Raw genomic sequence first — 14,412 nt, forward strand, 5'->3', positions numbered from 1 at the left:
GTTATCAGAATGAGAATGCGTTACAAGCCTTGGGCAGAAGATTATTTAAAATCACATCCTGAATTAGTGGATATGGATGGTAGTCATGCAAGGCACATAAGTGACTGGTTTGATAAAGATCAAGAAATATATATTGAAATAGGGTCAGGAATGGGACAGTTTATTACGACACTTGCTGGTCAAAATCCTGATATAAATTTTATTTCTTTAGAACGAGAAAAAAGTGTAGTAGTTAATATTGTAGATAAAGTTAAAGAACTTGGCCTTACAAATATTAAATTGATATGTAATGATGCACTGGAGCTCAATGAATATTTCAAAGATGGCGAAATTGATCGTATATATTTGAATTTTTCAGATCCATGGCCTAAAAAACGACATACTAAGCGTAGATTGACGTATCATACGTTTTTAGCACTGTATAAGCAAGTTTTGAAAGAAGATGGGGAACTTCATTTTAAAACTGACAACAGAGGTCTTTTTGCTTATAGTTTAGAGAGTATGTCTCAATTCGGTATGTATTTTACTAAACTCAATTTAAATCTTCATCAGGAAGATGACGAAGATAATATAGAAACTGAGTATGAAAGAAAGTTTTCTGACAAGGGCTCAAGAATTTATCGCATGGAAGCAAAATTCCATAAAAATTTATAATTATTAAAAAATGCCAACAGAGTTATATAACTTTGTTGGCATTTTTTATATTATTCATAATAGTATTGATTGCGTAGAGGAAGGAAATTGAAGAATCAGTGTTTTCAAATCATATCCATTATTTTACGTAGTAAATGTATTGTATTACTATAGAAAGTAATCGACGTTGTTAAATGGAAGATGAGGAGGAATTAAATGATGAAATTAGGCAATTATAAAGTACATTATTTAAACGGGGGTATTACTCATATTGATGGGGGTGCAATGTTTGGCGTTGTACCAAAAGCACTATGGACAAAAAAATACGAGGTGAACGAAAAAAATCAAATCCCATTACCTACACATCCGATACTTATCCAAACTGAGGATAAAAATATTATTGTTGATACTGGTATTGGTACTGGAAAATTAACTGATAAAGAACGTAAAATATTTGGTGTCCATTATGAGAGTGATATGGAAAATGATCTAAAAGCATTAAATCTAACACTAGAGGATATTGATTATGTATTAATGACTCATCTTCATTTTGACCATGCAGCTGGGCTAACGGATAACGATGGACATGCTATTTTCAGTAATGCAATACATGTCCTTCAACAAGATGAATGGCATGAATTCCAAAGTCCCAATATACGTAGTAAATCGACTTACTGGCAGAAAAATAATGGAGATTTTAAAAATAAATTAATATTATTTGAGGACGAGATAGAAATATATCCTGGCATTCAAATCCGTCATACTGGAGGGCATAGTTATGGACATTCAGTAGTCACAATAGAAAGTGAAGGAGAAAAAGCAGTGCACATGGGAGACATCTTCCCGACGCTAGCTCATAGAAATCCATTGTGGGTAACAGCATATGATGACTATCCTATGCAATCCATAAGAGAGAAAGAACGTTTAATTCCAAATTATATCTTGCAAGATTATTGGTTCTTATATTATCATGATGCGAAATACTTTGCTGTGAAATTTGATAAGCATAAATTGAATGAGATAGAAACTTATATTACGAGAAATTAAAAAGGCTAAAGTTATGAACGAAGAGATACGGACTATTACTGTTTTAAAAAAGGATGGGTGTAGTCCTATGTCTAAACAGCGTTAATCTTTATCTCTCGTAATGTATAATCAGTGCTTTAAGCGATTGATACATTACATGTTCAAAACTTTAACCTTTTACTTTTATGATTCACATTCAAGAATATCTATAACTTCTCCACTTTTTGCATCTGCAAAAAAGTCATAATATGTTAATGTTTTATTGTTTTGTGTGGTAATACCACCTTGAAAAACAATAAAATTATTATCGGATTTTTTATACGTAATCGGTTCATTCAATATATAAGATCCTACAACATTCATAAAGTATGTTCTTACTTCAGTAATAATTTTATCTGGATCGTGATATTGTAGATCTTTTTGACGTTTATAAAAATAAGTCGCTCCGACAATTGTTGTTAGTGAAATAAATAAGATGATAAGCCTATTCTTTTTATTTAACATAACACAATCTACCTCCAATAAAGTCATATTTATAGTTTACCATAACGAAGATGATATAATAAATAGTAAGGAGTGAGAGACATTGAATATAGACAATAATAAAACATTAGCTAGAATGAAAACATTAACAGAATTACATGGCGCACCTGGTTTCGAAGATGATGTAAAAGCATACTTGAAAACAGAATTAGAACCATTCGTAGATGATTTTGTTTATAATCGCATGGGTGGCATTTACGGTGTTAAACGTTCGAAAGTAAAGAATCCAAAGCGTGTAATGGTGGCTGCTCACATGGATGAAATTGGTTTTATGATCACAAATATTACAGAAAATGGTATGATACAATTTACAAATTTGGGCGGCGTTGCTACAGATATTTGGCAAGGTCAACGACTTAAAGTAAAATCGCGTAAAAATGAAGAAATCACCGGTGTGGTTGCGAATATACCTAAACATTTTAGAACAGGTAATGAAGGTGCACCGAAAATTGAAGATTTACTTTTAGATATTGGCTGTGAAAATCAAAAAGATGTAAGAAAACGTGGCATTGAAATTGGTGATTCAATTGTTCCAGAAACACCCTTCACACAATTATCAGAGCATCGTTTCTCAAGTAAAGCGTGGGATAATCGTTATGGTTGTTTGCTTGGTATTGAATTATTGGAATTATTAAAAGATGTAGAGCTTGGCTATGACTTATATGTAGGTGCCAATGTTCAAGAAGAAGTTGGTTTAAGAGGAGCTAAAGCATCTGCTGAATTGATAGACCCTGATGTGGCTTTTGTAGTAGACTGTTCACCAGCCAATGATATGAAGGGTAAACAAAATTTATCTGGAGAATTAGGTGCAGGTACACTAATTAGAATTAAAGATGGTACGATGCTACTTAAGCCAACTTTTAGAGATTACTTACTAGATTTAGCTGATGAATTTAAAATTAAGCATCAATATTATATTTCACCTGGTGGCACTGATGGTGGCGAAATTCACAAAGCAAAAATCGGTATCCCAACCGCAGTAATTGGAGTTTGTGCACGATATATTCATAGTACAAACGCAGTGTTTGATATAAGAGATTACGAAGCTGCAAGAGAATTATTAACACAAGCTACTACCCAATTAGATGATTCGAAAATTGAAGAATTACAATATAAATAACACATGAAGGAGAGATTAGATGCAACAATTAGAAACTGAACAACAATTTGAGCAACTTAAAAACGAGCAAACAGTATTTTTATTTACGGCTGATTGGTGTCCTGATTGTAAAGTGATTGAGCCCGAATTACCACAGTTAGAGGATAAATACACTGATTATAAATTCATTTCAGTTGATAGAGATAAATTTATAGATATTTGTGTGGAAAATGGCATTATGGGCATACCGAGTTTTCTAGTTTTTCGTAACGGCTCACAAATCGGTAGTTATATTGGAAAAGAGCGAAAATCCATCGAACAAATTGATGACTTTTTAGCATCTTTATAAAAAAATTTATTTTGTAAATAATTCATGTTGAAATATAAAAATATATACCCTTAGAACTTACATTTTTTCTGTTCCTAAGGGTGTATTTATTGTAAACTATAATAAGGCACGTAAATAGGAGTGTTAACAATGAATGTCTTTCAAATGAGAGATAAATTAAAAGATCGATTAAGCAAACCAGAAGTGAAGTTTACTTTTAATCGAGAAGATGAAACGCTACGTATATCTAGAGTAGACAATGGCAAAGGTGTCACTGTAAAAGTTGCTACGATAGTAGCTAAATATAAAGAACAAAAAGAAAATATAGTAGATGAAATTGTATATTATGTAGAAGAAGCTATTGAACAAATGAAAGGGGAGGGGCTATCAGAGGTTAATAGTGCCCAAATCATGCCAGTATTGAGATCCCCAAGTTTTGATAAAAAAGATAAAGATGGTAATGCATTTGTTATAGAAGAACACACTGCAGAAACAAATATTTACTACGTAGTTGATCTAGGGAAATCATATCGTCTTATGGATGAAAAAATGTTAGAGTCAATGAAGTTATCTAAGCAACAATTAAAAGAAATGGCCTTATTTAATGTGCGAAAATTAGATAATAAATATACTACGGATGAAGTAAAAGGCAATATATTTTATTTTATTAACTCTAACGATGGCTATGATGCGAGTAGAATCTTAAACACGACGTTTTTAAATGAAATCCAAGACCAATGTGAAGGTGAAATGTTAGTTGCAGTGCCACATCAGGATGTGTTAATTATTGCAGATATCCGTAATAAAACGGGTTATGACGTAATGGCGCATTTAACTATGGAATTCTTTACAAAAGGTTTAGTCCCAATTACATCATTATCATTAGGTTACGACAAAGGTCATTTTGAGCCTATTTTTATATTAGGAAAAAATAATAAACAAAAAAGAGATCCTAACGTGATACAAAGATTAGAAGCAACAAGAAAGCAATACGAAAATAAAGATAAGAAATAAGGAGTCTATAGACATGAATTTATTTTATAACAAAGAAGCAGTAGGAGACGTTGCGTTTCTACAAGTTGAACCAGCTAGTGGTGAGTTCAATTATGAGTATAAAGGTGATGTTGTTGAAATTAAAAATGAATCTCAAGTTGTAGGTTATAACATTTTTAATGTATCAGAAAAATCAACTATAAGTGGAAATGGGCATGTTAAGTTAACTGAAACACTAGTTAATGAATTTCAAAAAGCCATTGAAGATGCTGGATTTACATTTAAATTAAATGCAGATTTGTCTCCTAAGTTTGTTGTAGGCTATGTTGAAACTAAAGAAAAACATCCAGATGCAGATAAATTAAGTGTACTCAGTGTTGATGTAAGTTCTGAAAAGTTACAGATAGTTTGTGGTGCAGCTAATATCGATGCTGGACAAAAAGTAGTAGTAGCTAAAGTAGGTGCTGTAATGCCAAGCGGTATGGTTATTAAAGATGCTGAGTTAAGAGGCGTAGCTTCAAGTGGTATGATTTGTTCTATGAAGGAACTTGATTTACCAAATGCACCTCAAGAAAAAGGGATTATGGTCTTATCTGATGATTACACAGTTGGCCAAGCATTTTTTGAAGAATAGAAGGAGGTAATGTACGAATGAGCTGGTTCGACAAGTTATTTGGAGAAGATAATGATTCTACAGAAGATTATCTTAGTAAAAGAAACCAACGACGTCAAAAAGCTACACAACAAGAACAAGATTCATTACTTCCTCAGAACAATGATGTTTATGAAAGACCCAAAGGAAAATTCAGGTTTCCAATGCGTATTTTAGAAGAAGCGAATGAAGCACAGCATCCAGAAGAAGATTCAATTTCAAAAGATAGTTCGAATCATAGTGATCAACAACACAGTGATCGTCATACTTCAGACTCTATAAATGCCAATCATAAGCAGAGAAGACGTAGACATTTGTATGATAAGACAGCTTCTAATGATGTTAATACACAAACAGAAAATCAGGAGTCACCAAAAGAAACATATTCAGAACCAAAACGAGAATCAAAATCTCATAAAGGTCAACGAATGAGAATACAAACTGATGTTTTACGTGCAAATGCTTCTAAGAAAACTAAAAGAGATACACCTATGTATCATGAGAGTGATTTTAAAGCGAGTGAAGTGCCATCTGCTATATTTGGTACTCAAAAACCCCACCCGCTGGAAAATGGTGTTATAAAACCTTCAGATGAAACTGAAAACGGCAATAACGAGCAAGTTTCAAATTATGAAGGTAACAAAACGCAATCGCAAACTTCAGCACAGGAATCTTCTGAAATACATGACACTAAAATTTATAATGATCAATTTGTAGAACCATCAATTGATGTAGCAGACGACGAAACTTCACAAGTTGATAATAAGCAACCATACTCTTTTGAAGGTAATGACTATATAGAAGCGCAAGTGGAAAAAGATAATAAACAACCACAACAACCTTCTGAACAAAAGCAGCAATCTTCAAATGAACAACCTAAAGTAAACAACACAATTAATATTGAAAATATTTACGCATCACAAATCGTAGAAGAAATTCGAAGAGAACGTGAACGTAAAGTACTCCAAAAACGCCAATTCAAAAAAGCGTTGCAACAAAAACGTCAAGAAAACCAAGATAATAACGAAGACAGCATACAAAAAGCAATAGATGAAATGTATGCCAAACAAGCACACCATTTTATTGGTGAAAGTTCTTTAGACGAAGAGAGCAAAGCCAAAAATGTTTCTGAAAATCAAACAGAAGCATCGATTCAAGACGCTCAACTGTCTGATGATAGTCAACAAAATGAGGATGATACCCGTATAGGTGCTACATCACCATTTAATTATGAAGAAATTGATTTAGATAATGTGCGCGATGTACATAAAATTAATGATGAATATGTAAATGTAGATGCAGATTTAGAATCAGAATCACCTGATAGTGATAATGACATTGAACATCATACATCAGCTGAACACAAATCACTAAATGATGATGTCGAAACAACCATTTCAAACGATGATACTTTAAATACAGTTGAAGATAATAATGAAAATATTTCTGATGAAGATCTTTATGTAGAAGTAGAAGATAATGACGATATATCAGACGCTCAATATAGAGAAGTGACAATGCCACAAAATGAATCACCAGAAGCGGAAAGTATTATACTTGAGTCTGAGACAGAGAGAGAGTTTGAAGATCAGGAATCAGCGACTGAAACAGAACTAAACAGTGCTCAAGATATGACACAACCATCAGAATCAGACATGTCATCGGAGTCTGTATCTAATGAAATAGCTGAAGTGCAACAAGGTTCAGCACAATACAATACAGCGCAATCTGATACTGATCAAGTTGAAACCGAAGATGAAGTTGCTAGTAAAGAAACACAGCTCCTTTCTAGTAGTACGCAATCAAATGCACTTGATAATGAAACAACTGAATCTAACGAATTGACTTCAAACAGAAAACAAACATCAATTAGAAAAGGTAGCAAACCGTTTAATGTTGTTATGACACCTTCTGATAAAAAACGTATGATGGATGCTAAAAAACTTAAGAATAGTAATCAGCATTTTACAAATTCAAGTAACACATCACAATCGTCACGAAATGAAAGTAAAGAAATTGAATCCAATGACCTTGGTACTGAAAGCGTAGTTAAAGCTGAAACAGTTGGACAAGAGCAACCACAGCAAAATCTGACATCGACGTCCGAAACGACAGAACATCCATCAAATTCAATAGATGCATCAAATCATAGTGAACAATCTATCAATCATGGAACGTCAGAAAAACATGACAATGAAATGAATCCATCTTCAGTGGATGGCAATCAATACGTAAGCCATGATGAAACTAAATTTAATAAAAACAATAATGAACATGTGTCACAAATAACACAAAATCAAGAACCAAAATTAAAACCTGAGAAGGTACACAATCAGTTAGATGCTAGTAAGACAACTGATGACAGTGGTAAGCCAACAATTAGAAGAGGGCCTAATATTAAGTTGCCTAACTTAGATTTATTAGAAGAACCTAAACAACACGAAATTGATAACGTTTGGATCGAAGATAAAAAACAAGAGCTTAATGATGCATTTTATTATTTTAATGTTCCAGCTGAAGTTCAAAATGTTACTGAAGGACCAAGTGTCACACGTTTTGAATTGTCAGTAGAAAAAGGTGTCAAAGTTTCTAGAATAACTGCATTGCAAGATGACATTAAAATGGCGCTAGCAGCTAAAGATATTCGTATAGAAGCACCAATTCCTGGTACTAGCCTTGTGGGCATAGAAGTTCCTAATCAGAATGCTGCCACAGTCAATTTACGTTCAATTATTGAAGATCCTACATTTAAAAATGCAGAGTCTAAATTAACTGTTGCTATGGGGCTTAGAATTAATAATGAACCATTACTTATGGATATATCTAAAACGCCACACGCACTTATTGCTGGTGCAACAGGTTCTGGTAAATCTGTATGTATAAATAGTATTTTAATGTCACTATTATATAAAAATCATCCAGAAGAGCTAAAATTATTACTTATTGATCCTAAAATGGTAGAATTGGCACCATATAATGATTTACCACATTTGGTAGCGCCTGTAATTACTGACGTAAAAGCGGCTACGCAAAGCTTAAAATGGGCTGTAGAAGAAATGGAACGTCGTTATAAAGTGTTCGCAAAATATCACGTAAGAAATATTACTGCTTTTAATAAGAAAGCAACATATGAAGATAGAATGCCAAAAATTGTTATAGTTATAGATGAATTAGCTGATTTAATGATGATGGCTCCACAAGAAGTAGAACAATCTATCGCACGTATTGCACAAAAAGCACGTGCTTGTGGTATTCATATGTTAGTAGCAACACAACGCCCATCAGTGAATGTCATTACAGGTTTAATTAAAGCAAATATACCTACAAGAATTGCATTTATGGTATCGTCTAGTGTCGATTCAAGAACAATTCTAGATAGTGGCGGTGCTGAACGCTTGTTAGGATATGGAGATATGCTTTATTTAGGCAGTGGTATGAATAAACCGATACGTGTTCAAGGCACATTTGTATCGGATGATGAAATTGACGATGTTGTTGATTTTATAAAACAACAAAGAGATCCAGAATATTTATTTGAAGAAAAAGAATTATTGAAAAAAACGGAAGCACAACCTCAGGATAGTTTATTTGATGATGTATGTAGATTTATGTTGAAAGAAGGTCATATTTCCACTTCATTAGTCCAACGCCATTTCCAAATCGGTTATAATCGTGCAGCGAGAATTGTAGACCAATTAGAACAATTAGGTTATGTTTCTGGAGCAAATGGTTCAAAACCAAGAGATGTATACATTACAGAATTAGATTTGAATGAGAATTAAATAGAGATAAAGGAGTGTTACAATGACACATTATCATTTTGTCGGCATAAAAGGTGCCGGCATGAGTTCATTAGCACAAATAATGCATGATCTTGGAAATGAAGTACAAGGTTCAGATATAAATAATTATGTTTTTACAGAGGTGGCATTACAAAATAAAGGTATTAAAATATTACCTTTTGACGAAAATAATATAAAAGAAGACATGGTAATTGTTCAAGGTAACGCATTTCCAAATTCACACGAAGAGGTTGTTAAGGCGAATGAATTAAAACTTGATGTCATACGTTATCACGACTTTTTAGGTCATGTTATCAGTCAATATACATCTGTAGCTGTAACAGGTGCACATGGTAAAACATCTACAACCGGTTTATTGTCACACGTGATGAATGGGGATAAAAAGACATCATTTTTAATTGGAGATGGCACTGGTTTAGGTATTCCTGCAAGTGATTATTTCGCATTTGAAGCTTGTGAATACCGTAGACATTTCCTAAGCTATCATCCAGATTATGCTATTATGACAAACATTGATTTTGATCATCCAGATTATTTTAAAGATGTTGAAGACGTGTTTAGTGCTTTCCAAGAAATGGCACATAACGTAAAAAAAGCAATTATTGCGTGGGGTGATGATGATCACTTACGTAAGATAGAAGCAGATGTCCCAGTATATTATTATGGTTTTTCAAAAAATGATGATGTATATGCGGATAACCTACAAATTAGTGAAAATGGAACTAAATTTGATGTATACATTAAAGATGAATATTATGATACGTTCTTATCTCCACAATTTGGAGATCACAATATATTAAATGGACTTGCCGTTATTACAGTTAGCTATCTTGAAAGTTTAGATATAAATAATATAAAAGAAGCCTTAGAAACTTTTGGTGGCGTAAAAAGAAGATTTAATGAGACAAAAGTGGGAAAACAAGTATTAGTTGACGATTATGCACACCATCCTAGAGAGATTAGTGCTACAATTGAGACAGCTAGAAAGAAATATCCAAATAAAGAAGTTGTAACTGTATTCCAGCCTCATACTTTTAGTCGAACGCAAGCATTCTTGGATGATTTTGCTGAAAGTTTAAATTTAGCAGATAAAACTTTCTTATGTGAAATTTTTGGTTCAATAAGAGAAAATACTGGTAATTTAACAATTCAAGATTTACTCCAAAGAATTGATAATGCGACATTAATTGATGAAACCACTGTGAATGCGTTAGAACAATATAGTGATGCAGTTATTTTATTTATGGGCGCGGGCGATATTCAGAAGATTCAACGTGCTTATATGAAAGAAATGGGTGTTACTACCTCATTTTAATATGTTTATGTTAAAATGATTTGGGTATTTATATTAAATAACAACATATGATTAATAGGAGGCGTTTTAAATGGAATGGATTTTACCTATAGCTGGTATTATTGCGGCGATTGCTTTTCTTATTTTAGTAATTGGTATCGTTGTAATTTTACTTTCAGTTAAGAAAAACTTAGATCACGTTGCAAAAACTCTTGATGGTGTTGAAGGACAAATTCAAGGTATTACACGTGAATCTACGGACTTACTTCATAAAGCAAATCGCTTAACTGAAGATATCCAAGACAAATCAGATCGTTTGAATTCTGTAGTTGATGCAGTGAAAGGCATCGGCGAATCAGCTCAAACGTTAAATGGTTCAGTTGATCGAGTTACAAACTCAATCACGCACAATATTTCTCAAAATGAAGATAAAATTTCTCAAGTAGTTCAATGGTCAAATGTAGCAATGGAAGTTGCTGACAAATGGCAAAACAGAAGAAATCGTAGAGATAGTGCAAATTATAAAGCGAGCAGTGTAGCAGATGATTCTAATCATAGCTATACTACACGTGTAGATAATAAATAATTCGTATATTTAAACAAACAAATGCACTTAAATGAGGTATGAAACTTATTTAAGTGCATTTGTTATAGGGGGCATTCAATTATGAAGTACTATAACCGTGATAATTACGAAAGAAATGTAGAAAGCTATGAAGTACCGGAATATTTTACTAAAGGTGCCAGAAATGATTTTGTTTACGGATTTCTCATAGGCGCATTTATTGGTTCAGCTGTTGGTTTAATTTCTATAAGCAAGTCACGCACTAAAGATAAATCTCAAGTTGATTCTGAAGATGAATCACGCTTTAAATCTAGTATTATTGAGCAGTCTGAAAGTGAACATGCTGACGCTGAACAACAAGTAGATGGTATTAAATCTACTGTTGCAGATGCGCAAAACAAAGATACTGAAATAACAGATTCTGAACTTGCTGCTCAAAAAGTGGCAATTCAGCAAGAAACTTCAGACAACAATTTAGCAGATACGTCACCACAAGCACAAGACCTTCAAGATGATAATAATTTGGAGCAGAGTGACGATACAACAACACATATTGATCCTAATTCAGAACCGACTGAGGACGAGGTCAATGCGCAACAGAATGCTATTAAAGAAGAATCTGCAGATAATAACTTAGCTGATTCTAGTACTACACCTTCAAATAATAATGGTGCACAAACTGCAGCTGCAGCAACAGGTGGTGCAATAGCAGCAGGTAGTTTAGCTAAAGTTGCACATGATAAAAAGCAATCATTAAATAATGATTCACAAGTTTCAGAAAACACTGATAATCTTTTGAAATCTGAAGAAACAACGAAAGGTGATACTCAAAAAGATGCGCCTAACCTAGAAACTAAAAACTCAAAAGAAGATGAAAGCAAAAATAATAGTCATTTGAAAGCAGGCGCTTTAGCAGGTACTGTCACAGCATCTGGATTAGCGTTAGCAGCTAAAAATAAAAACAAAGCTTTAAATGACGATGATAAAGTTGCAGAAAACACAGCAAGTTTATTAAAACCAGAATCACCTAAACAAAGCATCAAAAAAGATGTGCCTAATTTAGTAACACCAAAAGTTGGTCATGCTGTAGAATCAACTGATAAAGTAGAAAACTCTGCAGACAAAAATAAAAGTAATGCGATTGTAAAACCAGAAAAAGCTGAACAACGTGTAAAACAAACACATAAATCTGTAAATTTCAAAGATGGTATTATTGTTCATAATGAAGCAGAAACTGGTCTTAGCAATCAAACTGCAAACACAGCACATCAGAGCGAAGCTACTACAAATGAAACAGATAAAACGTCAACATTTAAAGATGGTATCCTTGTGCATGATAAAGCAGAAACTGATATTAGCAATCAAAGTGCAAGCAAAGAGCAACAGAACGAAGCCACTACAAATGAAACAGATAAAACATCATCATTTAAAGATGGCATCCTTGTGCATGATGAAGTAGAAACTAATAAAACAACAAATAATAGTGAGACACAACAAAGTAAAGATGTAGATAATGAACCAACTTACTCTAAAAACAGATCGCAATTGAAAAAATCAGAAAAATCTCAAAGTAAAATAGATAAAAGAACTTTTAATGATTAATCATTACTACAAATGAAATATAATAAAAGGCATCGAACAAAACTTGTTCGATGCCTTTTTAATTTATACTTTTTAGGATCTAGGTTATGTAAAGTGTAATACGAATTAGAATTTATTATACTCATTGTGTCTCTTGAAACGATTATTTTGCCATTTTTGAAGTATTATAATTACACAAATAACTAGGATGCATCTAGAACGTTATTTAAGTCATCTAGAATGCTTATAAATGCTTTATTGCATATATTTGATTGATTAGACGATATAGCTATATTTTGATGCCTCAACGTGCAATATGCTTTAAAAATTTAATCGGACGCTTAAAATTAACGAGAACCTTTTTTTAGTGCTTTTTAAAGGAAAAAACTGTGTGACATAAATGTATTTATTTAATAGATGAATGATTAAATCATCATTTAGAAAGTACAATTCAGCATTTATATGAAAAATAAATTGAATTAAATGAAACTTAAGTTAATAAAGTATAGAAAATGAATGAATAGTGTAAAATATTACTGGTAAATGACTGAAAATTCAGTTACCATTAGGGATATTCACTTGCAGAAAGTGAAATTTTAACAATCATGACTTGAACTTATAACTAGTTATTGTTAGAATTACGTTTAACAAATATTTTATCGCTTTAAAGCAGAATAAAATATCGATTTTAAATTTTTCATAGAGGTGAATAAAATGACAGACAAATTACAAGAATTCAGAAGCGAGATTGTTAATATTAATGAAGAAATTTTAAATCTTTTATCTAAAAGAGGAAAAATAGCACAAAACATTGGTGAGGAAAAACGTAAGCAAGGTACAGCTGTGTACGATCCTCAACGTGAAAAAGAAATGATTAACAAACTAATAGATAAAAATGAAGGTCCATTTAACGATAATGTGATCAAACAATTATTCAAGGAAATTTTTAAAGCCTCTACTGATTTACAAAAATCTGAAAATGAAAAACATTTATATGTATCAAGAAAATTAAAACCAGAAGATACAATCGTTCAATTCGATAATGGAGGTATTATTGGAAGTGGTAACAAATCATTCGTATTTGGACCATGTTCAGTTGAATCTCAAGAGCAAGTTGATGCAGTTGCAGCTAATTTACAAGCTAGAGGCGAAAAATTCATTAGAGGTGGTGCTTTCAAACCACGTACATCTCCATATGATTTCCAAGGCTTAGGTGTTGAAGGTCTTAAAATTCTTAAAAATACTAAAGATAAATACGGTCTAAATGTAGTAAGTGAAATTGTAAATCCTGCAGATTTTGAAGTAGCAGATGATTATTTAGATGTATTCCAAATTGGTGCACGTAATATGCAAAACTTTGAATTATTAAAAGAAGCAGGTCGTTCAAATAAACCAGTATTATTAAAACGTGGTTTATCTGCAACAATTGAAGAATTTATCTTTGCAGCAGAATACATTGCTTCTCAAGGTAATGAAAACATTATTCTTTGTGAACGCGGAATCCGTACTTACGAAAAAGCAACAAGAAACACATTAGATATCTCTGCAGTACCTATTTTAAAACAAGGTACTCACTTACCAGTAATGGTTGACGTTACCCATAGTACAGGACGTAAAGATATCATGTTACCAACAGCTAAAGCTGGCTTAGCAGTAGGTGCAGATGGTATTATGGCTGAAGTTCATCCTGACCCATCAGTTGCATTAAGTGATAGTGGACAACAAATGGACTTCGATGAATTCGAGAATTTCTATAATGAAATTAGACCATTAGCTGATATGTACAATAACAAACAATTAAAATAAGAAATATAAAAAAGCCCCTGTTACGTTACTACTTAAGTAGTGAACTGTAATAGGGGTTTTTTTGCTTTCATATTGTTTTTAAAATGAAT

At 32.6% G+C, this 14,412-nt stretch carries 12 protein-coding genes; 11 read left to right on the plus strand and 1 reads right to left on the minus strand.

Translation table 11 applies throughout. From position 1 onward, the window contains the following. Positions 1-9: 9 nt before the first annotated feature. On the plus strand, positions 10-654 hold the full coding sequence (trmB, locus tag PYW44_RS05540) for a tRNA (guanosine(46)-N7)-methyltransferase TrmB (protein ID WP_002507309.1): 645 nt from the start codon (positions 10-12) through the stop codon (positions 652-654). Positions 655-852: 198 nt separating this feature from the next. After that, complete coding sequence (locus PYW44_RS05545) at positions 853-1,680, plus strand: YtnP family quorum-quenching lactonase (protein ID WP_031265958.1); 828 nt, start codon at positions 853-855, stop codon at positions 1,678-1,680. 162 nt (positions 1,681-1,842) lie between these two features. Here the strand turns inward: PYW44_RS05545 and PYW44_RS05550 are convergent, their stop codons facing one another. Then, a complete protein-coding gene (locus tag PYW44_RS05550) occupies positions 1,843-2,163 on the minus strand; it encodes a hypothetical protein (protein ID WP_021339048.1) in 321 nt (106 codons plus the stop codon). A 115-nt stretch (positions 2,164-2,278) separates the two neighbouring features. On the opposite strand from PYW44_RS05550, the gene PYW44_RS05555 reads away from it, so the two are divergent. From PYW44_RS05555 to PYW44_RS05595, 9 genes are all read left to right on the plus strand, one after another. Continuing rightward, positions 2,279-3,322: a M42 family metallopeptidase gene (locus PYW44_RS05555; protein ID WP_369965107.1), complete on the plus strand. Its 1,044-nt coding sequence runs from the start codon at positions 2,279-2,281 to the stop codon at positions 3,320-3,322. A gap of 19 nt (positions 3,323-3,341) precedes the next feature. After that, positions 3,342-3,650 (plus strand): thioredoxin family protein, encoded by a 309-nt coding sequence (locus PYW44_RS05560; RefSeq protein ID WP_021339050.1) that lies wholly within the window; start codon positions 3,342-3,344, stop codon positions 3,648-3,650. 129 nt (positions 3,651-3,779) lie between these two features. Beyond that, complete coding sequence (locus PYW44_RS05565; RefSeq protein ID WP_021339051.1) at positions 3,780-4,643, plus strand: DUF1444 domain-containing protein; 864 nt, start codon at positions 3,780-3,782, stop codon at positions 4,641-4,643. 13 nt (positions 4,644-4,656) lie between these two features. After that, the gene (gene ytpR / locus PYW44_RS05570; protein ID WP_002507315.1) at positions 4,657-5,256 is read left to right on the plus strand and encodes a YtpR family tRNA-binding protein; all 600 of its coding nucleotides are present in this window, start codon (positions 4,657-4,659) and stop codon (positions 5,254-5,256) included. Positions 5,257-5,273: 17 nt separating this feature from the next. Then, the gene (locus tag PYW44_RS05575) at positions 5,274-9,056 is read left to right on the plus strand and encodes a DNA translocase FtsK (protein WP_021339052.1); all 3,783 of its coding nucleotides are present in this window, start codon (positions 5,274-5,276) and stop codon (positions 9,054-9,056) included. Positions 9,057-9,078: 22 nt separating this feature from the next. Beyond that, positions 9,079-10,392 carry a UDP-N-acetylmuramate--L-alanine ligase gene (murC, locus tag PYW44_RS05580; RefSeq protein ID WP_115075982.1) on the plus strand — a complete coding sequence of 438 codons (1,314 nt, stop codon included), beginning with the start codon at positions 9,079-9,081 and terminating at the stop codon, positions 10,390-10,392. 70 nt (positions 10,393-10,462) lie between these two features. After that, on the plus strand, positions 10,463-10,957 hold the full coding sequence (locus tag PYW44_RS05585) for a DUF948 domain-containing protein (RefSeq protein ID WP_002507318.1): 495 nt from the start codon (positions 10,463-10,465) through the stop codon (positions 10,955-10,957). 81 nt (positions 10,958-11,038) lie between these two features. Continuing rightward, positions 11,039-12,538, plus strand: coding sequence for a hypothetical protein (locus PYW44_RS05590; RefSeq protein ID WP_115075983.1), 1,500 nt, complete (start codon positions 11,039-11,041; stop codon positions 12,536-12,538). A gap of 693 nt (positions 12,539-13,231) precedes the next feature. Further along, the gene (locus PYW44_RS05595) at positions 13,232-14,323 is read left to right on the plus strand and encodes a bifunctional 3-deoxy-7-phosphoheptulonate synthase/chorismate mutase (protein ID WP_021339055.1); all 1,092 of its coding nucleotides are present in this window, start codon (positions 13,232-13,234) and stop codon (positions 14,321-14,323) included. The last annotated feature ends 89 nt before the right edge of the window (positions 14,324-14,412 follow it).

This window comes from Staphylococcus equorum, assembly GCF_029024965.1.
Classification (GTDB): Bacteria; Bacillota; Bacilli; order Staphylococcales; family Staphylococcaceae; genus Staphylococcus; species Staphylococcus equorum.